Here is a 21,245-nt window from a genome sequence, read left to right on the forward strand (position 1 = left end):
CCTTGATACTGTTCAGCTTAGTTGCTCTTTATCGCTCCGTCGTTCAACGCAGCACTTTGCAAGGCTTTTCTCGCTTGCTGTTTACGCAGCAGTTGCCAGTGCGCCAGCACGGGTTTCGGTGCCCAGATCTGCGGTTCTGAGGCTTCGAAATTGTCCGCCAGTTCGCGCTCGGCGACCGTAGCCTTGGCCAGCTTGAAGGCTTGTTCCAGGTCGTCGGTCTGGTTCAGCGCCTGGGCAAACAGGGCATCGCCGAAGTAGGTGAAGTTGGCTTCTTCGGAGCAGCCGAACGACACGCGGTCGGCGCGTGAGGCGGTCATGATCAGCGTGCGTTCGTCCTTCAGCGCCGGAATGAAGCCACCGGAATAGCACGAGGAGATGACGATGATCTTGTCGCGGTTCTTCAGGGGCGCGAGCACGGCGGCAAGCTCGTCGGCGGGCAGGTCGGCCAGTTCCATGCGCGGCTGGTCGAGCACCAGTTCGTGCTCGGCAGTGCCGTGGCTGGTCAGGTAGATGAAGACCAGGTCTTCCGGGCCACTGCGTTCGGCCAGGGTTTGAGCGGCGCGCCGCAGATTTTCACGGGTGGCCATCGGCCGGTCGCCGAGGTGGTCGCGGTGGTTGACCAGTCGAATCTGGCCAAACGCGCCAAAGCGGCTGGTGAGCATGTTGGCCACGTAGTCGGATTCGCGCAGGAACACGCTCTGCTTGCCGTCGCCGCCGAGGGTCAGGGTGTAGAGCTCCACCGCCGGGGTCGAGGCCGGCACATTGGCCAGCGCCTCGTCGAGCAGACGACCCTGGGCCAGCAAGCCGAGTTCGAGCGTGTCAGGCAGTAATTTGCCGTCGGCATCGCGTACCCGCTGGCCGTTGATCCAGGTGCCGCTGAGTACGGTGCCGTCCGTCAGTACCAGGGTGCCGCGTCCGGAATAGCTGTCGCTGTCGAATCCGCCGATGTAGAAACTGCCATCGGACAGGTTCAGGCGACCCTGACCGCTGAAGCGCCAGTCGTTGAAGTAGCCGATGTAGTGGCTGCCGTCGGCGCCGATCAGTTCGCCCTTGCCGGTCAGCGCGCCTTCCTTGAACTGCCCGAGCCACACATCGCCGTCGGCGTTTTCGTAGCGGCCCTTGCCGTGCAGTTGATTGTTCTTGAAGCCGCCGACGTAGATGTCGCCGTCGGCACTGTTGAAGGTGCCGTTGCCTTCGAGCTGGCCATTGACGAAGTGGCCGGTGAACTGATTGCCGCTGGCATCGCCGCGCTGGCCTTCGCCGTTGGGTTTGCCGTGGGCAAACTGGCCTTGATAGGAACTGCCGTCATCCAGCTCCAGCCGGCCAAGCCCGGAATACTGGTCGGCCTTGAACTCGCCGCGATAGGTCATCGCGTTTTCTTTGAGGGTGCCTTCGCCGTCGCGCCGACCCTGCTTGAAACCGCCGGTGTAGCTGCCGGCGTTGGTGGTCAGCGTGCCCTGGCCGTCGAACAGCCCTTGCTGGAAGTTGCCGCGATAGACCTCGCCATTGCTGCCATGCCATTCGCCCTGGCCATGCCATTGCCCCTTGTCGAACGTCCCGGCGTACCAGCTGCCGTTCGGGTAATCGACCCGGCCCTGACCTTGCAGCAAGCCATCGACCAGTTCTCCGCGATAGCGGCCGCCGTCGGGCAGGCGCGCATCCGGCGGCAACAGCGATTCGCCGTCGCCACACGCGGCCAGCAACAGGGTCAAGGCAAGGGGAGCAAGAGGGGCGAATGAGCGCATAGCGGGATCCGGGCAATTAGGCGACCGAGTATGCCGCAGCTATGTGACCTTATACAGCCGGCAGGGAGGAGCGGATGCGAAACAGCGTGAGCCGTTTCGCATCCAGGCGCTTAAACGAAGCAGAGCGACAACGGTTCGGCGATGTAGGCCGGTTTGTCCGAGCCTTCGATCTCCAGGGTGGCGGTGGCCTTGAGCAGCCATTGGCCAGGTTTTTTCTCGGTCACTTCACCGAGGTCGACCTTGAGCCGGACCTTGGAATTGACCTTGACCGGCTGGATGAAACGCACGCTGTCCAGGCCGTAGTTGACCACCATCTTCACGCCTTGCGGCAGGACCAGGATGTCTTCCATCAGTTTCGGGATCAGTGACAACGACAGGAAACCGTGTGCAATGGTGCTGCCAAATGGCGTTTGCGCGGCTTTGACCGGGTCGACATGGATGAACTGATAATCCCCGGTGGCTTCGGCGAACAGGTTGATGCGCTCCTGATCGATGGTGAGCCATTCGGAACGTCCGAGTTCCTTGCCGACATAATCTTTGAGCTCTGCAACTGGAACATAGGGCATTGAGACTCTCCTTGGGTTCATCGGTTTTATAGTTTTTCAGGTGGGGGATTTGACCGCCCTGCGAACCACTGTAGATCATCATGGCGATTTGCTCAGGTCAACCGACCATGCTTTTGGCGAATGCCGATCCATAGCGCAGGCGTGCTTATAATGCCGACGACTTGCGGGTTGGAAAGTAAGACGGAGATGTCGGATGTTGCTACGTGGCCTGACGTGGCTGGTGCTGTTTCAATTGCTCGGCACGGCCCTCAATCATTTGCTGTTGCCGGTGCTGCCGGGGCCGATCATCGGCCTTTTGCTGTTGCTGGTATTCCTGATCGTGCGCGGTGAAGTCGGCGAGCCGTTGAACCTCGCCGCTGGCAGTCTGTTGCGCTATCTGCCGCTGCTGCTGGTGCCGCCAGCGGTGGGCGTGATGGTGTATGCCACGGCGATTGCCGCGGATTTCTGGGCCATCGTCGGGGCGTTGGTGGTGTCGCTGATTCTGTCGATGGCCTTCGCCGGGGTGCTGATGCAACGGCTGGTCAAGCGTCACGCGCCGCCTTCGGAGGATTCCTGATGCTGTTTGACTGGCAAGGCGCCTGGGCCTCGGTGATTCACCACCCCCTGTTCGGTATCGGCATCACGTTGGGTGCCTATCAACTGGTGCTGGCGGCGTTCGAGAAAACCCGCTGGATCTTCCTGCAACCGGTGCTGGTCTCGATGCTGCTGGTGATCGGCGTGCTGGTCGGCTGCGGCCTGACCTACGCCGAGTACCGCAAGAGCACCGAGATCCTCAGCATTCTGCTGGGCCCGGCGACCGTTGCGCTGGCGGTGCCGCTGTATCTGAACCTGCGGCGCATCCGCCAATTGTTCTGGCCGATTTTTACTACGCTGGTGATAGGCGGCGTGGTCGCCACGGGCATGGGGGTGGCGCTGGGCTGGTGGTTCGGTGCCGATCACATGATCCTGATGACCATGGCGCCCAAGTCGGTCACCTCGCCGATCGCCATGCTGGTGGCTGAGCAGATCGGCGGTGTCGCGGCACTGGCGGCAGTGTTCGTGCTGATTACCGGGGTGATCGGTGCGATCTTCGGCCCGGCGCTGCTGACTCGCCTGGGCGTACACAGCCCCGAGGCGCGCGGCATGGCGCTGGGCATGACAGCGCACGCGGTCGGTACGTCGGTGGCGTTGCAGGAAAGCGATGAATGCGGCGCCTTCGCGGCGCTGGCGATGAGTCTGATGGGCGTGGCCACGGCGGTGTTCCTGCCGTTGGCGGTGTCGATGGTGGTGTAAGGAAATGTCTATGAGTCTGCCGCTTTTTCCGCTGAACACGGTGCTGTTTCCCGGCTGCAATCTGGATTTGCAGATCTTCGAGGCGCGCTATCTGGACATGATCGGCCGCTGCATGAAACAGGGCGGCGGGTTCGGTGTGGTGTGCATCCTTGAAGGCAACGAAGTCGGCGTCGCGCCGGAAGGTTTCGCCATGGTCGGCTGCGAAGCGCGCATCACCGATTTCCAGCAGCAGGACAACGGACTGCTGGGCATCCGGGTGCAGGGTGGACGCCGCTTCATCGTGCAACGAACCGAAGTGCAGCGCGATCAATTGATCGTGGCCGAGGTCGAGTGGCTCGACGAAGAACCCGAACAACCGCTGCAGGATGAAGACGCCGATCTGGTGGCGCTGCTCAAGGCCCTGGCCGAACACCCGATGGTCGAGGCGCTGAACATGGGCACAGATGCGGCGGGGCAGCAGTCATTGGCCAATCAACTGGCTTATCTGCTGCCGTTTGCCGAGGAAGACAAGATCGACCTGCTGCAACTCGATGATCCGCAGCAGCGGCTGGATGCGATCCAGGCGCTACTCGATGAGTTGCAGGGCGAGCTGTTTGCCTAGAGCCAAAAACGCTATTCGGGCCAGATGATGTCGTTGGCGAACCACTCCTTGTCCTTGCCCAGTGTCAGTAGCGGCTTGCCGGCCTGGGCGACCTTGTCGATCAGGGCATCGTATTCGTATCGGTTGTCGGCGCCTTGATGGGTTCGCGCTTCGATGTCATTGCGCTGTCGATAGCCTGCCTCATAAGCGATGTCATCGACTTTCGCCGCGCGAGTGAGGGTGGAGTCGAGCAGCCAGAGACGTTCCGACTCGATGCCCCGTTTCGACGTTGAAATCAGCGCTTCCAGTTCATCCTCCGGGAACCACGCACCCTTGTTCCTGGCGGCGTTGTTGAGCAGATGATTCTCCTCTCTCGGCACGACCTCCATTTTTCGCGTGTCGATGATGTAGGCGAATATGATCGTCTGATTGTGCCGGACGGTTTCGTAATTGCGTTCGGCGTCGAGTTCCACATCCGAAGCCTCGGACCAGTCATTGTCGGATTCCCCTGATTCATTGTCGGAGTCACCGGGCTTGCGTCCGGGGTATTTGTTTTTCTGGTTGTTGTAGAGCAGATACTCCGGATCGGGGTAGCCCGTGCCTCTGCCTGCATATCGCTCAACCCGCTTCAGACTGACGGTTGCGCTGATCGGTTTCTCGGTGGTTGCTCCACGAGGATGCTTGAGTCGCGGCAACATCCGGTCATCGTTGTAGAACTCAAAGGGCGTCCGTTCATCGGCCCGGAACAGGGCCGGGATGTCTGTGCGGTACAGGACGTCGCTGCCGTTGCGCAGGTAGCCCAGCCTTGCAAGGAATCCGTCGAGGAATTCACCACTGACGCTCTCGCTGAAATCGCCGTAGTCGCCCAAATGACTGAGCAACAACCTGCCGTTTCTCAGTGGCCGAAGCAGGGGGTCTATTTCCTGATGCAGTGCTTCATAGCGGGTTGGGTCGTCTGCGTTCAGTGAGCGACGCTTGTGCTCTGCGACCCATTGCGGAAGCGCTGAGGGATGGGCGGTCAGGTCGTCGCGCAGCCGGACGTGCTGGAGCGGCGACAGATTGTACGAGCGCAATTCCATGAGCCGTTCTGCTTGAGTCATCTGCGGGTACAACCGTGCGAAGTGTGTATTCAGCAGTTCGGACGTCGTGGCTTTCAATCGGGCGGGCATCAATGTCATTCGCGGCTGCCTTGCAGGCACCGCCGCTTCAGCGTCATGAATATCCGGAGGCGGGCGCTTGAGCGGATGGACGGTATCGATTTGTCGAGCAGGGCTCCAGGTTGATTCGTCGATGTTTCTGTAAAGTGCAGGTCCCGGTGCCAGCTTCCTGTACAGATCCATCGCCCGATAGGTGCCCAGGTTCGGATCGAACTCCACATATACGGTGCCGTGGTTTTTCACATCGACGAACTTGCGTCCGACGACATAGCGCAAGCCTTCTTCATTGGCCGGTTGCATGTTGCGCAGCAGGCCGGGGCTCAACAGATAGTCGCTCAACAGGGTTGCCGATGCCCGGGGCACCTCAGGCAGGTCCGAGACTTTGACGCCTGGCGGAACGGGTGTCGCTGCGGGTGGCAGTGGATGCCCCAGGGGTCGATTGCCCGATATGACCAGACCGGAAAGTGAATCAGGTGATTGTGCGGCCTGACCCGTTGGCCGCAGCCGGGGAGGTTGCAGTGACGGGTCGGCAGATGTGTTGATCCTGGACACTGCCGGCAGTGAGGGTGATTTGGGGCGCATGGTGTCATTCCTTGACGATGGACAGGTGTTCGATCGATATCACTCGGGACGGGTCGCTGGCGAGCCTCCAGCTGTCGGTGGCGACGTTGTAGAAAATCCGGTCGGAGTCGCCATCGCGCAGACGCAGATTCAGGACCTGCACATCATTGCTTTCAAGTTCGTCGCGACGTTGATGGTCAATGACGTCCTGAACCAGGGCATCAAGTGTCGGGTAGGCCCGGGCATCCGCAGCGCAGAGACCAATCACCTCGAACAGGGCATTGATCCGGTAACGGTTCCCGGACGAGATCGCCACCTCGACGGTTTCCAGTGGCAGTCCTGGATCGTTGCTGTCCGGCAGGTGAAGGTGAACACTGCCGATTTTGATCAGGTCGTTGTTGATGCTCAGGTCGCGAAGGGTGACCTTCTCCGGCAAAAGGTGGGTATGAATCAGCCAGGTGGAGGATCCGGAAAGTCTGGCGTCAGCGTCGGCGGTGGACAGACGGATGGAGAGATTGCTCGCGAGAAAAAGCTCATAGCTTGCCGACCTTCCTTCCAGCCAATAGGTTGCGTTGTGCTCGGTGGCCAGAAAGTCGATCCGTTGCGGCGTGTTCTTCAGGGAGCGCTTGCTGACAGAGGGACTGACGAACAGGTATCGGCCGGCCCGCTCGCGCAGTGAGGCACGGCTTTCGATGACCCGGTACCCCGGATTTTTTGCATCCTCCAGATAGTCGTTCCGGGGAAAGTCCAGGTGGTAGGAAACACCATCACGCATCACCAGGGTCAAGGGATGATTCATTGCCCACCCGGCGGCCATGTTACCGGCGCCCATGTCAGTCTTCCGGTCCTGACTTCCTGTCACGTTTGCATGCAACGAGAGCCGGGCCCCTCCAGCGAAGGTGAGGGTGAAATGGACATTGTCGTAATCGAGGAACGTGAACGCCTCCATCTCCGTGATGCTCACCACGTAAGTGGCACGGACGCTGACAATTTCCTCGCTGTCGAAATCGACATGCACGGTGCTGTGCGACGGTAGGCTGTCTTTCGGGGCGATCAGGGCGGCGCGACGGGTCTGGCGGGAGACGAAATAATGGGACTGTGCCCGAGCCGCCAGAACGTGCGGATGATCGTTGATCTGCACCGGAGATGCCTTGGGTATGCCCGATGTGAGGAGGGTGACACTGATGGGCAGATCGCCGTGCTGCGGAATCTCGCCAGGCCAGTCCGGTTGCAAATGGAAACCGTCCTGGGTGATGAACGCCCACTTGTCGTGGTGCAGGATGCGTTTGCCATCGAGGGGCCGGTAAGCGTTTTCCAGTATCAGTTCGCGCCTGGGCGAGCGCGGATCATCGTCTCGAAGCGACTCGATCACCAGCGCGTTATCCCTGATGAACCAGCGCTGGATGGCTTCCAGCGATACCCCCAGATAGACCTTGCTCGGCTCCAGGCCGTCCTCGGTGATGGAGACCTTGAGGCTCATCGGATCGAGATAATAGGTATCACTGCCGCGACCGCCGTCGACGGTGACATGCAGGCCACGTACAGAGATCTGATCATTTCCGGCGCCGGCATCGACGTGATCGTTGCCATTGGCTGCAATGCTGTCCGCCTGATCGGAGCCGATGACCCGATTGGTTGCGCCGGCAAGTGTTTCGACCTTTTCGATGGACTCGAGCGTCGAATGCAGCACCGGCTCTGACATCGGTTTCACGGGGCGCAGCGACAGCTTGCCGTTTTTCAGGTCTATGTCATAACCGAGGTGGCGGGGTGGGGCGGGGACATGATCCAGGTGCCGGTGCGTACCTTGAAGCCACAACAGATCGGTTCCGTCTCCACCCGACAGCTCGCTGGCCCTGATCGGATCGTATGAGAGTGCTTCTGATGCCGACTGAAATACAAAGGAGTCGTTTCTGTTGCCACCGCTGAGGATTTTCCGGCCTGTGGTGTAGCTGAAGAAATTCGGCTTTTCCTGAATGCCCTGCACCGTGTCATGGCCACCGCCCAGATTCCAGAAAACCCCTTTGGCAGGGTCACTTGCGGTGATGGAGACGACGTAGTCCGAATCCGGTAAGCCCTCACGCGCGTCATATGAGTCGTCCGTGTCTTTGATGACAGGGAGGTTTTCGAGGGTGCAGGGCGTTTCACCCTTGTCTTTGTCCCATTGATAGCGATAGAGGCGGGTGGGTTGCAGCGTCACTTCAAATCGACCGTTGACAATCACATCGACGGTTTCCCTGAATTCACTGTTGAGCCAATTCAGGCTGCGAGTTTTCAGGGCTTTGGCATAGTCGGCGGTGGTTCTGGCGATCAGTAATCGATCCATGAGCGCCTTGTCCTGATCCTGTCCGGTGAACGCAAACCAGCCGGCGCGCCAGCGCTCGTTCACCGTCAGCTCGATGTAATCGTCAATGTCGTCGACGGCTCGCACGGCACCATAGATCTTGGCCCCGACGATCATTATTGCGGCGGCGGCAATCCCCACCGGGCCCGCTGCCTGGAAACCCGCCAATGCCGCGCAGCCAAGTGCCAGGGACAATGCGCCGCTGAACACGCTCAGCCCGCCCGTCACATACAGATCCTGTGCCTCCTTGCCCTGAGTCTTGGCGGCATCGTTGAAGGATTTGATCGCGACGTAGATATCGAACGGCAGTGTCAGCACGCTGGCGATCAACCCGGCCCCGCGACAGAGCCACTTGCCCATGGACGTCCTGCCGAATTGTTCGAAGGCCATTGACCCCTGACGGAGCATTTGCTCCCCGCTCTTGCTCAGCGCGTACTCGACGCCCAGTGAGGTGATTTCCGCGGCGCCTCCGCCAACGTTTATCAGCGCTTCACCTGTGTCGCCCTTCTTGAGGGCATCGATAGCCCCGATGTAAGCGCTGTAGAGTCCATACGCTTGCATTCCGACGCCCATGCTGGTCATTCCGCGACTTTTGGCTTTGTCGACCCAGTCCGGCAAGTGCTCGGGCAGGGGGTCTCGACGAATGTCGAGACGTTGGGTGGCGTTCAGCAAATGATTGATCTTGTTCATCGCGTCAGCGAACTCGCCTGTGGGCATTTCGCGCATGAGCGGTGCCGCATCGGGGGAACGCTGGGTGACGATTTCGTACAGCAGGGGCGGGATCTGGTGGTTTTCCGGCGAGGGCACGGAGCGCATCCGTTGTTCCATCTGAACGGTATCGAATTCCAGCGCATCGATGAATGCCTGGTCAGGTTCGGCAAAGTAGGTGGTGGTCGGCGACAGGGGTTGCCCGTTGACCCGTCCACCCAATGCTTGAAGTGTCTGGCGACTGACGCTGTATTCACCGATGCGCAACGGACCGAACAGGGCGTCCAGGTCCGCGAGCCCCGGTTTTTTTCCCGAGTGCGAGGGGCTGTTCCGGATGGCCTGATCCGATTGGCCGGTCCGGTCGGATATTTTGATTGGCGCTGACGGTCGGTCAGCCCGAAGTGGGTGGATCGGTTGATTCATCAAAGTCATCGCTCTTTTCACAAGTCCGTTTGTGGTGCAGCTGCCGGAATGTGGCATGGGGCACGGACTTGTTCATGAGCTTTTACTTTGCCAAATGTTTGCCGGCATTCACCGCCCAGGCGTGCGCCGGTCAGCGTGGAGCGCAGGCTCAGTAGGCATATCGCAACAAGGTGTGTGGCAGGTGCCGCAAGATGAAGAAACCAAACAGGGCGACCAGCGCCGGCAATACCAGCCACCAGACTTTCTGTGGCATCGCACCCAGAGGTGCCTGGCGTTGACTGAGCCACAGGCCCGCTGCGCAGACGCAGGCAGCGAGCATGGCCCCGGCCAGGACGTCCGTTGGCCAGTGCGCTCCCAGGTATACCCGTGACAGGGCAATTGCCAGCGCCGGTATACAGCCAAGCAACAACCAGGTCAGGCGCAGGCGCGGCGGCTGCCCGCGTCCGGCCAGCACGGCGAGCGCGAGGAACAGCGCGAACGACCCCGAAGCGTGACCACTGGGCATGCTGTAGCTGGTAAGCGGATCAGTCAGTACTTCCGGGCGCACTCGGGCGAAGAACATTTTGGTGCCGGTGTTGGCCAGTGCCGTGACGAGCAGGGTGCCGCCCACGAAGATCGCGTGGCGCCACTGTCGGCACACCAACAGCAACGCAGTCAGAAGGGCGCTGAACAGCAGCATGTTGCGGAATTCACCGATCAGGGTGAAAACCACCGCGACTTCATCCAGCGCCGGGCGGCGGTGTTCCTGTACCAGGGTCATGACGCCCTGGTCGAGGGCGGTCAGGTACGGGTAGCCGATGAACAGGCCGATCAGGATCAACAGGCTCATGCTGCTGATCCAGAGCGTCGCCCGGCGATGACGACGCAAGCTGCTGTTGGCACTCAGGCCGACCATCACCGCGATGCTGCCGGCAACGATCCCGGCCTGCAGCCAGAAACCTTCCGGCAGTGGCAGGCGAATCGCCGCCCCGGTGGCCCAGCCCGGCAGCAGGTAGGCGAGACTCCAGCCGGCGGCTGCCAGCAGACTTACGGCGGCGAAGCGCGGGAAGGGCATGTCGCACATCCCGGCGACCATCGGCAACATTGGCCGCAACGGCCCGATGAAGCGCCCGACCAGCAGGCTGGCGATGCCATAGCGCTGGAAATAGGTTTCCGCGCCGGCCATCCATTCCGGGTGATGGCGCAGGCCTGGCAGACGCCGGATGTTCTGGTGGAAGTGGCGACCGAGGAAATACGAAATCACATCGCCGAGAATCCCGCCGAGGAAACCCAGCAACAGAGTTTCGCTCAACGACAGCGCACCGCTGCCGGCCAGCACCGCCACGGCAAACAGCAGCACCGTGCCGGGCACGATCAAACCGGCAATCGCCAGGCATTCCACACAGGCGACGACAAACACTGCAGCGGCCAGCCACTGCGGATTGGCGGCCAGCCACCCGGTCACGCTATCGAGCCATGGGCCCATACAAACCACTCCATTTCATTGATGTCCCTGATCGGCGAGCCGCAGGGTGTGCATTCACAGCAGAAAATAATCGCGACCTTCGACCTGACCCCGGCGCAGCGGGTTCCGCGTGCACCACTGGGCATAGGCGGCATCGACGAAGCGATACATCAAGTGTTCGTCGCGGCCATGGGGAATGCCCAGGCGGGTGGTCTGAATCACGTGGGTCGGGGCGGGGCCGGTGTCTTCCACCAGCAGTATCTCGTGGTCGAAGCGCTTGGCATCCCACACCGGCACTTTCAGCCCCAGCGCCTTGCACAATAAGGTCTGTCCGGCGCAGAGCTTCTGCGTGGGACGCGGGCGACCCTGAGCATCGGGATTGTTCAGCAGCATTTGCGCCAGGCTGGCCGGGCCGCTGATCTCGTCGACCCACGGATAGGCCGACTTGATCAGCACCGCATTGCCCGGGCCTTGGGCGCTGAAGTTCAGCGAATCGCCACCACGGGCGTAGTACATATAGATGTGGCCGCCATCCAGAAACAAAGCCTTACGCTTTTCTGTGTAGCCGAGGGACGCGTGACTGCCTTTTTCCTCGCAGTAATAGGCCTCGGTTTCGATGATTCGGGCACTGAGCCACAAATCGCCGACGCGGTGGCGAATGACTTTGCCGAGCAGATCGCGGGCCAGTGTCTGGGCGTCACGGTCAAAAAAAGCGTCCGCAAGGCCGACAGGCTGGCACGCGGAGGTGGCGCGAACGGTCAGGTTGGACATGGCAAACAGGGTTTATCCAGGCGGAGGAGGTCGTGATGATAACAATTCAAGGCTTAATCCCGGCTGAACGTCGGCAAATCGCCGTCCATTTCGACCATCCGCCCGTCACCGCTGTTAGTCCCGGGACGCGACAGCTATAATCTGCCGCTTTCCTCTTTGCCAAGACCCCAGCAGACCATGACTGAGTCCGTTCTTGACTACATGACCCGATTGGGTCGCGCCGCCCGCGAAGCTTCCCGCGTCATCGGCCGTGCCAGCACCGCGCAGAAAAACCGCGCCTTGCTGGCTGCCGCCAATGCCCTGGACGCCGCCCGCGCCGAGCTTGCGTCAGCCAATGAACAGGATCTGGCCGCCGGTCGCGCCAACGGTCTGGAGCCGGCGCTGCTGGAACGTCTGGAACTGACCCCGGCGCGCATCGACGGCATGATCGTCGGCCTGCGTCAGGTCGCAGCGCTGCCGGATCCGGTCGGTGCTATCCGTGATATGAGCTTCCGTCCGTCGGGCATTCAGGTCGGCAAGATGCGCGTGCCGCTGGGCGTGATCGGGATCATCTACGAATCCCGTCCCAACGTGACCATTGACGCTGCGAGCCTGTGCCTGAAGTCTGGCAACGCGACCATCCTGCGCGGCGGTTCCGAAGCGATTCATTCCAACCGCGCGATTGCCGCCTGCATCCAGCGCGGGCTGGCCGAAGCCGAACTGCCGGCCGCCGTGGTGCAAGTGGTGGAAACCACCGACCGCGCCGCCGTTGGCGCGCTGATCACCATGCCCGAGTACGTTGACGTGATTGTGCCGCGCGGTGGCCGTGGCCTGATCGAACGCATCAGTCGTGACGCCCGTGTACCGGTGATCAAACACTTGGACGGCATCTGCCACGTCTATGTCAGCGAACACGCCGACCTGCCGAAAGCCCAGCGCATTGCCTTCAACGCCAAGACCTATCGCTATGGCATCTGCGGTGCGATGGAAACGTTGCTGGTCGATCAAAGTGTTGCGAAGGATTTCCTGCCGTCGATGGCCAGACAGTTCCGCGACAAAGGCGTCGAGCTGCGTGGCTGCGAACGCACCCGGGCGATCATCGAAGCCGTAGCCGCGACTGAAGAAGACTGGAGCACCGAGTACCTGGCGCCGATCCTGTCGATCCGCGTGGTGGATGGCCTGGATCAGGCCATCGAGCACATCAACCGTTTCGGCTCCCATCACACCGACTCGATCGTCAGCGAAAACCTCGCCGACACCCGCCAGTTCGTGGCTCAGGTCGACTCGGCATCGGTGATGATCAACACCCCGACCTGCTTCGCTGACGGATTCGAATACGGATTGGGTGCCGAGATCGGCATTTCTACTGATAAGCTGCACGCCCGTGGCCCGGTGGGCCTCGAAGGACTGACCTGCGAGAAGTACATCGTGGTCGGTGATGGCCAGTTGCGCGGCCAGGCGACGGTCTGACTTGTCCGACCTCGACCTGAAAACGCCGAAAACCGGCAAGCAATCCCGTCCCCGGCGCATTGGTGTGCTGGGCGGGACGTTCGATCCGGTGCATGTCGGCCATCTACGTGGTGCGCTGGAAGTTGCCGAAGCGCTGGGGCTCGATGAGCTGCGCATGATGCCCAGCGCCCGGCCGCCGCACCGCGATACGCCGCAAGTGTCGGCGCAGGATCGGCTGGCAATGGTTGAATGTGCGGTGGCCGGTGTGCCGCCGCTGGTGGTGGACGCCCGCGAATTGCAGCGGGACAAACCGTCCTGGACCATCGATACCCTGGAGTCGCTGCGGGCAGAAATGGCCGCCGAGACCCAGGTTTTTCTGCTTCTGGGCTGGGACGCATTTTGCGGCCTGCCCACTTGGCATCGCTGGGAAGAGTTGCTCCAGCATTGCCACATCCTGGTGCTACAGCGCCCGGACGCCGACAGCGAACCGCCGGATGCCTTGCGCAACCTGCTGGCAGCGCGTTCGGTGAGCGACCCGCTGGCCCTGAAGGGGCCGAGCGGACAGATTGCATTCGTCTGGCAGACACCGCTCGCGGTTTCCGCCACCCAGATCCGTCAACTGCTGGCCAGCGGTAAGTCGGTACGTTTCCTGGTGCCCGACGCGGTCCTGGCCTACATCGATGCGCACGGTCTGTACCGTGCGTCGAACTGAACAGGGCGTGCTTCACTGATACGAATCCACGTGTCGCCAAGCCGCCGAATATATGAGCAAAACGAGTTTTATATGACTGACAAAGACCAAACCAAAGTAAAGCGCAAAGGCACATTCAAGAGCGCTCCGCTGCCAGAAGCGGTCAACACCAACGAACCGCTGAAGGGTGATGAGCTGGTCAAGGTGGCCGTTGCCGCCCTGGAAGACGTCAAGGCCCAGGACATCCAGATCATTGATGTGCGCGACAAGCAAAGCATCACCGACTACATGATCATCGCCACCGGTACGTCGAACCGTCAGATCAACGCGATGCTGGACAAGGTTCGCGAAGAAGTGAAAAAGCAGGGCGCCAGGCCGCTGGGCGAAGAAGGCAAGGGCGACAGCGACTGGGTGCTGCTGGACCTGGACCTGGTGATCGTGCACATGATGACTGCCTCGGCACGTCAGTTCTACGACCTGGAACGCCTGTGGGCCGGTGCCGAGCAAAGCCGTGCGGCGGACGCCAAGCACCACAGCCCGGAAAACACCCACGAGCATTTCACCAAGCTCAACAAAGACCAGCTGTAAGGGATTGCTGTGCGACTGCGACTGATCGCCGTCGGTTCACGCATGCCCAAGTGGGTGGAAGAAGGCTGGCATGAATATGCCAAGCGTCTTCCGTCCGAGCTGGCGCTGGAACTGGTGGAAATTCCGCTCAATACCCGTGGCAAGAACGCCGACGTGGCCCGCTTCATCCGTCAGGAAGGCGAAGCCATGCTGGCCAAGGTCGGGCAGAACGAGCGGATCGTCACCCTCGAGGTCCATGGCAAGCCGTGGAGCACCGAGCAACTGGCGGTCGAGCTCGATCGCTGGCGCCTGGACTCGCGCACGGTCAACTTCATGGTCGGTGGCCCGGAAGGGCTGGCGCCGGAAGTCTGTGCCCGCGCGGATCAGCGCTGGTCGTTGTCGCCGCTGACGTTGCCGCACCCGCTGGTGCGCATCCTCATCGGCGAGCAGTTGTATCGTGCCTGGACCGTGCTGTCCGGCCACCCTTACCACAAGTAATCCGCCCTCATGTCTCAGCCGATCCGCATCAAGGACCACGAAAAAGACGCCCGTCTGGTGCGTGGTCGCGTCGTGTTCGGCGCAATTGCGGTGGTGGCACTGATCGGCGTGCTGATTGCGCGGCTGTATTACCTGCAGGTGATTCAGTACGAATATCACTCGACCCTGTCGGAAAACAATCGGGTTCACGTTCAGCCGATCCCGCCGACCCGTGGCCTGATTTTCGACCGCAATGGCGTGGTGGTGGCGGACAACCGTCCGAGTTTCAGCCTGAGCATGACCCGCGAGCGCTCCGGCGACTGGCAGCAGGTGCTCGACGTGATCGTCGAGGTGCTGGAGCTGACGCCGGAAGACCGGGTGATCTTCGAGAAACGCATGCGCCAGGGCCGCCGGCCGTTCGAACCGGTGCCGATACTGTTCGAACTGACCGAAGAGCAGATCGCCCGGATCGCGGTGAACCAGTTCCGCCTGCCGGGCGTCGAGGTGGTCGCGCAACTGGTCCGGCATTACCCGCAGGGCGCGCATTTCGCGCACTCGGTGGGCTACATGGGGCGGATCAACGAGAAAGAGCTGAAGACCCTCGATCCGGTCAATTACAGCGGCACCCACCACATCGGCAAGACCGGCATCGAGCGCTTCTATGAAGCCGAGCTGCACGGTCAGGTGGGTTACGAAGAGGTCGAGACCAACGCCCGTGGCCGCGTCTTGCGTGTGCTCAAGCGTACGGATCCGGTGCCGGGCAAGGACATTGTCCTGAGCCTCGACATCAAGCTGCAGGAAGCTGCCGAGGCTGCGCTGGGCGGTCGACGTGGCGCGGTGGTGGCGCTCGACCCGAAAACCGGCGAAGTGCTGGCGATGGTCAGCCAGCCGAGCTTCGACCCGAATCTGTTCGTCACCGGCATCAGCTTCAAGGCTTACGCCGAGCTGCGCGATTCGATCGACCGGCCGCTGTTCAACCGCGTGCTGCGCGGCCTGTACCCGCCCGGTTCGACGATCAAGCCGGCGGTGGCGATTGCCGGTCTCGATGCGGGCGTGGTGACGGCGTCGAGCCGGGTGTTCGACCCCGGTTACTACATGCTGCCCAACTACGATCACAAGTACCGCAACTGGAACCGCACCGGGGACGGCTTCGTCGACCTCGACACGGCGATCATGCGGTCCAACGACACCTACTTTTATGACCTGGCACACAAGCTGGGCATCGACCGGTTGTCGGCCTACATGAACAAGTTCGGCATCGGCCAGAAGGTCTCGCTGGACATGTTCGAAGAATCCCCCGGCCTGATGCCGTCCCGCGAGTGGAAACGCGCGACCCGGCGTCAGGCGTGGTTCCCCGGCGAAACCCTGATTCTCGGGATCGGCCAGGGCTACATGCAATCGACCCCGCTGCAACTGGCCCAGGCCACGGCGCTGGTGGCCAACAAGGGCGTGTGGAACCGCCCGCATCTGGCCAAGACCATCGAAGGCGAGAAGCCCAAGGATGAAAACCCGATGCCGGACATCATCCTGCGCGACCCGTCCGACTGGAACAAGGTCAACCACGGCATGCAGCAGGTGATGCACGGTGCCCGCGGCACCGCGCGCAAGGCCTCGATCGGCGCGCAATACCGGATCGCCGGCAAGTCGGGTACGGCGCAGGTCGTGGCGATCAAACAGGGCGAGAAGTACGACCGCTCCAAGGTCCAGGAGCGCCACCGCGACCACGCCCTGTTTGTCGGTTTCGCGCCGGCGGATGACCCGAAAATCGTGGTGTCGGTGATGGTCGAGAACGGTGAGTCCGGTTCCGGCGTCGCGGCACCGGTGGTGCGGCAGGTCATGGATGCCTGGCTGCTGGATCAGGACGGACGGTTGAAGGCCGAATACGCCAGCCCTATCAGTGCGGAGGCTACGGCCCGTGATGAATAATTTCGATCGCATGCTCTCCAGCGAGGATGTGATGCGTCGCCGGGCGACGCTGTTGCAACGTCTGCATATCGACGGCCCGTTGCTGGTGCTGTTGTTGATCCTGGCGGCCGGCAGCCTGTTCGTGCTGTATTCGGCCAGCGGCAAGAGCTGGGACTTGCTGGCCAAACAGGCCACGTCGTTCGGCATCGGTCTGGTGTCGATGATCGTCATCGCCCAGTTCGAGCCAAGGTTCATGGCGCGCTGGGTGCCGCTTGGCTACGTGATCGGCGTGGTGTTGCTGATGGTGGTGGACATCATGGGCCACAACGCCATGGGGGCTACCCGCTGGATCAACATCCCCGGGGTGATTCGCTTCCAGCCCTCTGAATTCATGAAGATCCTGATGCCGGCGACCATCGCCTGGTACCTGTCCAAACGTACGCTGCCGCCGCAGCTCAAGCACGTCGGAATCAGTCTGCTGCTGATCGGTGTGCCGTTCGCCCTGATCGTGCGTCAGCCGGATCTCGGTACTTCGCTGCTGATTCTGGCCGGCGGCGCCTTCGTGCTGTTCATGGGGGGATTGCGCTGGCGCTGGATTCTCAGCGTGCTGGCGGCGGCGATTCCGGTGTCGGTTGCGATGTGGTTCTTCATCATGCACGACTACCAGAAACAGCGAATCCTGACGTTCCTCGACCCGGAAAGCGATCCGTTGGGCACCGGCTGGAACATCATCCAGTCGAAAGCCGCCATCGGCTCCGGTGGCGTGTTCGGCAAGGGCTGGCTGCTGGGCACCCAGTCGCACCTGGACTTCCTGCCGGAAAGCCACACCGACTTCATCATCGCCGTGCTCGGCGAAGAGTTCGGACTGGTGGGTATCTGCGCGCTGTTGCTGATCTATCTGTTGCTGATCGGTCGTGGCCTGGTGATTACCGCCCAGGCGCAAACGCTGTTCGGCAAACTGTTGGCTGGCGCACTGACCATGACGTTTTTTGTTTATGTTTTCGTCAACATCGGTATGGTCAGTGGCCTGTTGCCGGTGGTGGGGGTGCCGTTGCCGTTCATTAGCTACGGCGGAACTTCGCTGGTGACGCTGCTGTCAGCGTTTGGGGTTTTGATGTCGATCCATACCCATCGCAAGTGGATCGCACAGGTTTGAATAAGGTGAAGAGTTCAATGCAAGTAATGCGTGACTGGGCGACACGATACGCACCGTGGCTCGGCCTGGTAGGCATCCTTGGCAGCGCGCAGGAAGCGTTGGCCGGCGATTACGAAGGCTCGCCCCAGGTGGCCGAATTCGTCGGTGAAATGACCCGCGATTACGGTTTCGCCGGCGAACAGCTGATGGCCGTGTTCCGCGAGGCCCAGCGCAAACAGGCGATTCTCGACGCCATTTCCAAACCTGCGGAACGGGTCAAGCAGTGGAAAGAATACCGGCCGATGTTCATCACCGACGCGCGCATCGCCCGTGGTGTGGACTTCTGGCGCCAGCACGAGGCCACCCTGGCCCGCGCCGAGCAGGAATACGGCGTTCCGGCCCAGGTGATTGTGTCGATCATCGGCGTTGAGACCTTTTTCGGACGTAATACCGGCAACTACCGGGTGATCGATGCCTTGTCCACGCTGGGTTTCGACTATCCTCCCCGTGCCGAATTTTTCCGCAAGGAGCTGCGTGAGTTCCTGCTGCTGGCCCGGGAAGAGCAGGTCGACCCGCTGACCCTCAAGGGGTCCTATGCCGGCGCGATGGGCCTGCCGCAGTTCATGCCGAGCAGCTTTCGCGCCTACGCGGTGGATTTCGACGGTGACGGCCACATCAATATCTGGAACAACCCGGATGATGCGATCGGCAGCGTCGCCAGCTATTTCAAGCGTCACGGCTGGGTCGCCGGCGAGCCGGTGGTCAGTCGTGCGGATGTGCGCGGTGAGCAGGTGGATGAAGGCCTGACCACCGGCATCGAGCCGACGAAAACCGTCGGGGAGTTGCGAGCGCTGGGCTGGTCGAGTCATGATGCGCTGCGCGATGACATGCCGGTCACCGCATTCCGCCTGGAAGGCGACAATGGTCCGGAATACTGGATGGGCCTGAAGAATTTCTACGCGATCACGCGTTATAACCGCAGCGTGATGTACGCCATGGCCGTACATCAACTGTCTGAACAGCTGGTACAAGCACGGGGCGTCAAGTAATGCGGGCATTGCCTATCAATAAACCCCTGAAGCTGGTGGCCTTCGCCGCATTGGCGGTGCTGGTCGCCAGTTGTTCGACCAGCCGTTCGCCAAGTCAGAAGCCGACTACCGCCGTACGTTCGCAGCCGGGCCTGGACATCAACCGGGCCCACAAGGATGGCGCGCCGTGGTGGGACGTCGATGTGTCGCGCATCCCCGATGCAACGCCGACCCTGCACACCGGCCCGTACAAGGCCAACCCGTACACGGTGCTGGGCAAGACCTACTTCCCGCTGCAGGAGTCCAAGACCTACGTGGCCTCCGGCACCGCGTCCTGGTACGGCACCAAGTTTCATGGTCAGAACACCGCCAACGGCGAGGTCTACGACTTGTACGGCATGAGTGCCGCCCACAAGACATTACCGCTGCCGAGTTACGTTCGGGTGACCAACCTGGACAATAACAAGAGCGTGATCCTGCGGGTCAATGACCGCGGGCCGTTCTACTCGGACCGGATCATCGACCTGTCCTACGCCGCCGCCAAGAAACTCGGTTATGCCGAAATCGGCACCGCGCGGGTCAAGGTCGAAGGCATCGACCCGCAGCAATGGTGGGCCGCCAAGGGCCGTCCGGCGCCTTTGATGCTCAACGAGCCGCAAGTCGCGCAGAATAGCGCCCCGGTGATCACGGCCTCGGCCGGCACCGTCGAGCAATGGACCCCGCCGCCGCAGCAGCACGCCGCGGCCGTCGTGCCAGTCCAGCTCGATGCAAAAAAAAACGCTTCTGCACCAGCATCTGGCCAGTATCTGCAGGTGGGCGCGTTCGCCAACCCGGACGCTGCAGAACTCCTGAGGTCGAAGCTCAGCGGGATGGTGAGCGCTCCGGTGTTCATCAGCTCGATCGTGCGCAATCAGCAGACCCTGCACCGGGTTCGCCTGGGACCGATCGGTTCGCCGGGTGAAATTGCCCAGGTACAGAACAGCGTGCGCCTGGCCAACCTGGGTTCGCCAAGTGTGGTCACCGAGTAAACGTAGGACTTGATTGACGGTTCACCAGCGATTGGGGGGTGAACCAGGTTGTTGGCTCGTCGAAGAACAAAAGCCCGGCAAGGGTGACTGGAGTGAGCAACTGAACACGCGATGGCTCGTTAGAAAGCCATCTGATTAATTTTGCCCGCAAGGGCAGTTTCCATTAGCGATTTCGAGAGACGGATGAACATCACCACCTTTGCCAAACGCCTGTGTCTGCTAGTCCCGCTGCTCCTCTCGCCAGCCGCCTTCGCGGCCGAGATGATGCCGTCGCCACCACAACTGGCCGCCAAATCCTACGTGCTCATGGATGCCAACAGCGGCAACGTGCTGGTGGAGAACAACGGTGACCAGCGTCTGCCGCCGGCCAGCCTGACCAAACTGATGACCGCGTACATCGCCACGCTGGAAATTCGTCGCGGCCAGATCGGTGAAAACGACCCGGTGACCGTCAGCGAAAACGCCTGGCGCACCGGCGGTTCGCGGATGTTCATCAAGGTCGGCTCGCAGGTCACTGTCAGCGACCTGCTGCACGGCATCATCATCCAGTCCGGCAACGACGCCAGCGTCGCGGTGGCTGAACACATCGCCGGCAGCGAAGACGCCTTCGCCGACCTGATGAACAAGACCGTCGCCGATCTGGGCATGACCAATACCCACTTCATGAACCCGACCGGTCTGCCGAACCCCGAGCACTACTCGTCGGCTCACGACATGGCGATCCTGGCGCGCGCGATCATCCACGAAGATCCGGCTCACTATGCGATCTACTCGCAGAAAGAGTTCTTCTGGAACGGCATCAAACAGCCTAACCGCAACCTGCTGCTGTGGCGTGACAAGACCGTCGACGGTCTGAAAACCGGCCACACCGACGAAGCCGGCTACTGCATGGTGTCTTCGGCCGTACGTGACGGCATGCGCCTGATCGCCGTGGTGTTCGGCACCAACAGCGAAGTGGCTCGCGCCGCCGAGACCCAGAAGCTGCTGACCTACGGTTTCCGCTTCTTCGAAACCCAGACCTTCTACCAGAAGGGCACCGAACTGGCTCAGGCTCCGGTCTGGAAAGGCACCACCAGCCAGGTCAAGGCCGGTCTGGCACAGGACCTGACCATGACCCTGCCGAAAGGCCAGCTGAAGAAGCTCGCCGCCAGCATGACCATGAACCCGCAACTGACCGCGCCAATCGCCAAGGGCGACGTGATCGGTAAAGTCGAAGTGAAACTGGACGACAAGGTGGTGCACAGCGCCGACCTGATCGCCCTGGACGCTGTCGAGGAGGGTGGTATCTTCCGCCGCATGTGGGATAGCATCCGCCTATTCTTCTACGGCTTGTTCAACTGATTCGAGTTGACCTGCATGGCCCCGTTCCGATCCGGAGCGGGGCCTTGTTCGTTACCGGGCTTACGCTTACGAGGCCG

General features: G+C 61.4%; 18 protein-coding genes. 12 read left to right on the plus strand and 6 right to left on the minus strand.

Going from position 1 to position 21,245, the window contains the following annotated elements; translation table 11 throughout:
* Window positions 1–17 precede the first annotated feature (17 nt).
* Together QLG12_RS19075 and QLG12_RS19080 are read right to left on the minus strand one after the other, a co-directional pair.
* Complete coding sequence (locus QLG12_RS19075) at window positions 18–1,745, minus strand: C13 family peptidase (protein WP_197870074.1); 1,728 nt, start codon at window positions 1,743–1,745, stop codon at window positions 18–20.
* 110 nt (window positions 1,746–1,855) lie between these two features.
* The gene (locus QLG12_RS19080) at window positions 1,856–2,311 is read right to left on the minus strand and encodes a MaoC family dehydratase (RefSeq protein WP_034153755.1); all 456 of its coding nucleotides are present in this window, start codon (window positions 2,309–2,311) and stop codon (window positions 1,856–1,858) included.
* Between the two features lie 193 nt (window positions 2,312–2,504).
* Here QLG12_RS19080 and QLG12_RS19085 point away from each other — a divergent pair, with 193 nt between their 5' ends.
* The 3 genes from QLG12_RS19085 to QLG12_RS19095 are packed head-to-tail and all read left to right on the plus strand — an operon-like array spanning window position 2,505 to window position 4,184.
* Window positions 2,505–2,867 carry a CidA/LrgA family protein gene (locus tag QLG12_RS19085; RefSeq protein ID WP_197870073.1) on the plus strand — a complete coding sequence of 121 codons (363 nt, stop codon included), beginning with the start codon at window positions 2,505–2,507 and terminating at the stop codon, window positions 2,865–2,867.
* Window positions 2,867–3,583: an LrgB family protein gene (locus QLG12_RS19090; RefSeq protein WP_007958637.1), complete on the plus strand. Its 717-nt coding sequence runs from the start codon at window positions 2,867–2,869 to the stop codon at window positions 3,581–3,583. Before QLG12_RS19085 ends, QLG12_RS19090 begins: the two co-directional genes overlap by 1 nt.
* Before the next feature lie 10 nt (window positions 3,584–3,593).
* Window positions 3,594–4,184 (plus strand): LON peptidase substrate-binding domain-containing protein, encoded by a 591-nt coding sequence (locus QLG12_RS19095; RefSeq protein ID WP_197870072.1) that lies wholly within the window; start codon window positions 3,594–3,596, stop codon window positions 4,182–4,184.
* Between the two features lie 11 nt (window positions 4,185–4,195).
* Here the strand turns inward: QLG12_RS19095 and QLG12_RS19100 are convergent, their stop codons facing one another.
* The 4 genes from QLG12_RS19100 to QLG12_RS19115 all read right to left on the minus strand — a co-directional run bounded on the left by QLG12_RS19100 (window position 4,196) and on the right by QLG12_RS19115 (window position 11,568).
* A complete protein-coding gene (locus QLG12_RS19100) occupies window positions 4,196–5,659 on the minus strand; it encodes a hypothetical protein (RefSeq protein ID WP_282475073.1) in 1,464 nt (487 codons plus the stop codon).
* Window positions 5,660–5,906: 247 nt separating this feature from the next.
* Window positions 5,907–9,353 carry a calcium-binding protein gene (locus tag QLG12_RS19105; RefSeq protein WP_282475074.1) on the minus strand — a complete coding sequence of 1,149 codons (3,447 nt, stop codon included), beginning with the start codon at window positions 9,351–9,353 and terminating at the stop codon, window positions 5,907–5,909.
* Between the two features lie 148 nt (window positions 9,354–9,501).
* On the minus strand, window positions 9,502–10,818 hold the full coding sequence (locus QLG12_RS19110; RefSeq protein ID WP_236194158.1) for a bifunctional DedA family/phosphatase PAP2 family protein: 1,317 nt from the start codon (window positions 10,816–10,818) through the stop codon (window positions 9,502–9,504).
* A 54-nt stretch (window positions 10,819–10,872) separates the two neighbouring features.
* Entirely contained in the window at window positions 10,873–11,568 is a 696-nt protein-coding gene (locus QLG12_RS19115; RefSeq protein ID WP_197870068.1) for a DNA-3-methyladenine glycosylase, read from the minus strand.
* Window positions 11,569–11,745: 177 nt separating this feature from the next.
* Between QLG12_RS19115 and QLG12_RS19120 the strand changes: the two genes are divergently transcribed.
* The 9 genes from QLG12_RS19120 to QLG12_RS19160 all read left to right on the plus strand — a co-directional run bounded on the left by QLG12_RS19120 (window position 11,746) and on the right by QLG12_RS19160 (window position 21,168).
* Complete coding sequence (locus tag QLG12_RS19120) at window positions 11,746–13,017, plus strand: glutamate-5-semialdehyde dehydrogenase (protein WP_282475075.1); 1,272 nt, start codon at window positions 11,746–11,748, stop codon at window positions 13,015–13,017.
* Window positions 12,986–13,708 carry a nicotinate-nucleotide adenylyltransferase gene (gene nadD / locus QLG12_RS19125; RefSeq protein ID WP_282475076.1) on the plus strand — a complete coding sequence of 241 codons (723 nt, stop codon included), beginning with the start codon at window positions 12,986–12,988 and terminating at the stop codon, window positions 13,706–13,708. The genes QLG12_RS19120 and nadD overlap by 32 nt, the downstream gene beginning before the upstream one ends.
* Before the next feature lie 72 nt (window positions 13,709–13,780).
* On the plus strand, window positions 13,781–14,275 hold the full coding sequence (rsfS, locus tag QLG12_RS19130; protein WP_197870066.1) for a ribosome silencing factor: 495 nt from the start codon (window positions 13,781–13,783) through the stop codon (window positions 14,273–14,275).
* 9 nt (window positions 14,276–14,284) lie between these two features.
* Window positions 14,285–14,752, plus strand: a complete 468-nt coding sequence (gene rlmH, locus QLG12_RS19135; RefSeq protein ID WP_009051038.1) for a 23S rRNA (pseudouridine(1915)-N(3))-methyltransferase RlmH — start codon at window positions 14,285–14,287, stop codon at window positions 14,750–14,752.
* A 9-nt stretch (window positions 14,753–14,761) separates the two neighbouring features.
* Window positions 14,762–16,657: a penicillin-binding protein 2 gene (gene mrdA / locus QLG12_RS19140; RefSeq protein ID WP_197870065.1), complete on the plus strand. Its 1,896-nt coding sequence runs from the start codon at window positions 14,762–14,764 to the stop codon at window positions 16,655–16,657.
* Window positions 16,658–16,688: 31 nt separating this feature from the next.
* Window positions 16,689–17,792: a rod shape-determining protein RodA gene (gene rodA / locus QLG12_RS19145; RefSeq protein WP_050761190.1), complete on the plus strand. Its 1,104-nt coding sequence runs from the start codon at window positions 16,689–16,691 to the stop codon at window positions 17,790–17,792.
* Between the two features lie 17 nt (window positions 17,793–17,809).
* Window positions 17,810–18,820: a lytic murein transglycosylase B gene (gene mltB, locus QLG12_RS19150; RefSeq protein ID WP_007958658.1), complete on the plus strand. Its 1,011-nt coding sequence runs from the start codon at window positions 17,810–17,812 to the stop codon at window positions 18,818–18,820.
* Window positions 18,820–19,827, plus strand: a complete 1,008-nt coding sequence (locus QLG12_RS19155) for a septal ring lytic transglycosylase RlpA family protein (RefSeq protein ID WP_011336096.1) — start codon at window positions 18,820–18,822, stop codon at window positions 19,825–19,827. The genes mltB and QLG12_RS19155 overlap by 1 nt, the downstream gene beginning before the upstream one ends.
* A gap of 183 nt (window positions 19,828–20,010) precedes the next feature.
* Window positions 20,011–21,168, plus strand: a complete 1,158-nt coding sequence (locus tag QLG12_RS19160) for a D-alanyl-D-alanine carboxypeptidase family protein (protein ID WP_011336095.1) — start codon at window positions 20,011–20,013, stop codon at window positions 21,166–21,168.
* The last annotated feature ends 77 nt before the right edge of the window (window positions 21,169–21,245 follow it).

It is taken from the genome of Pseudomonas sp. V88_4 (assembly GCF_029967985.1).
Taxonomy (GTDB): Bacteria; Pseudomonadota; Gammaproteobacteria; order Pseudomonadales; family Pseudomonadaceae; genus Aquipseudomonas; species Aquipseudomonas glycinae.

What these genes read in the sequence shown, in the direction of transcription:
- QLG12_RS19075 (WP_197870074.1), bottom strand. Translation starts at nt 1,745, where the DNA reads ATGCGCTCATTCGCCCCTCTTGCTCCCCTTGCCTTGACCCTGTTGCTG.
- QLG12_RS19080 (WP_034153755.1), bottom strand. Translation starts at nt 2,311, where the DNA reads ATGCCCTATGTTCCAGTTGCAGAGCTCAAAGATTATGTCGGCAAGGAA.
- QLG12_RS19085 (WP_197870073.1), top strand. Translation starts at nt 2,505, where the DNA reads ATGTTGCTACGTGGCCTGACGTGGCTGGTGCTGTTTCAATTGCTCGGC.
- QLG12_RS19090 (WP_007958637.1), top strand. Translation starts at nt 2,867, where the DNA reads ATGCTGTTTGACTGGCAAGGCGCCTGGGCCTCGGTGATTCACCACCCC.
- QLG12_RS19095 (WP_197870072.1), top strand. Translation starts at nt 3,594, where the DNA reads ATGAGTCTGCCGCTTTTTCCGCTGAACACGGTGCTGTTTCCCGGCTGC.
- QLG12_RS19105 (WP_282475074.1), bottom strand. Translation starts at nt 9,353, where the DNA reads ATGAATCAACCGATCCACCCACTTCGGGCTGACCGACCGTCAGCGCCA.
- QLG12_RS19110 (WP_236194158.1), bottom strand. Translation starts at nt 10,818, where the DNA reads ATGGGCCCATGGCTCGATAGCGTGACCGGGTGGCTGGCCGCCAATCCG.
- QLG12_RS19115 (WP_197870068.1), bottom strand. Translation starts at nt 11,568, where the DNA reads ATGTCCAACCTGACCGTTCGCGCCACCTCCGCGTGCCAGCCTGTCGGC.
- QLG12_RS19120 (WP_282475075.1), top strand. Translation starts at nt 11,746, where the DNA reads ATGACTGAGTCCGTTCTTGACTACATGACCCGATTGGGTCGCGCCGCC.
- nadD (WP_282475076.1), top strand. Translation starts at nt 12,986, where the DNA reads ATGGCCAGTTGCGCGGCCAGGCGACGGTCTGACTTGTCCGACCTCGAC.
- rsfS (WP_197870066.1), top strand. Translation starts at nt 13,781, where the DNA reads ATGACTGACAAAGACCAAACCAAAGTAAAGCGCAAAGGCACATTCAAG.
- mrdA (WP_197870065.1), top strand. Translation starts at nt 14,762, where the DNA reads ATGTCTCAGCCGATCCGCATCAAGGACCACGAAAAAGACGCCCGTCTG.
- rodA (WP_050761190.1), top strand. Translation starts at nt 16,689, where the DNA reads ATGCGTCGCCGGGCGACGCTGTTGCAACGTCTGCATATCGACGGCCCG.
- mltB (WP_007958658.1), top strand. Translation starts at nt 17,810, where the DNA reads ATGCAAGTAATGCGTGACTGGGCGACACGATACGCACCGTGGCTCGGC.
- QLG12_RS19155 (WP_011336096.1), top strand. Translation starts at nt 18,820, where the DNA reads ATGCGGGCATTGCCTATCAATAAACCCCTGAAGCTGGTGGCCTTCGCC.
- QLG12_RS19160 (WP_011336095.1), top strand. Translation starts at nt 20,011, where the DNA reads ATGAACATCACCACCTTTGCCAAACGCCTGTGTCTGCTAGTCCCGCTG.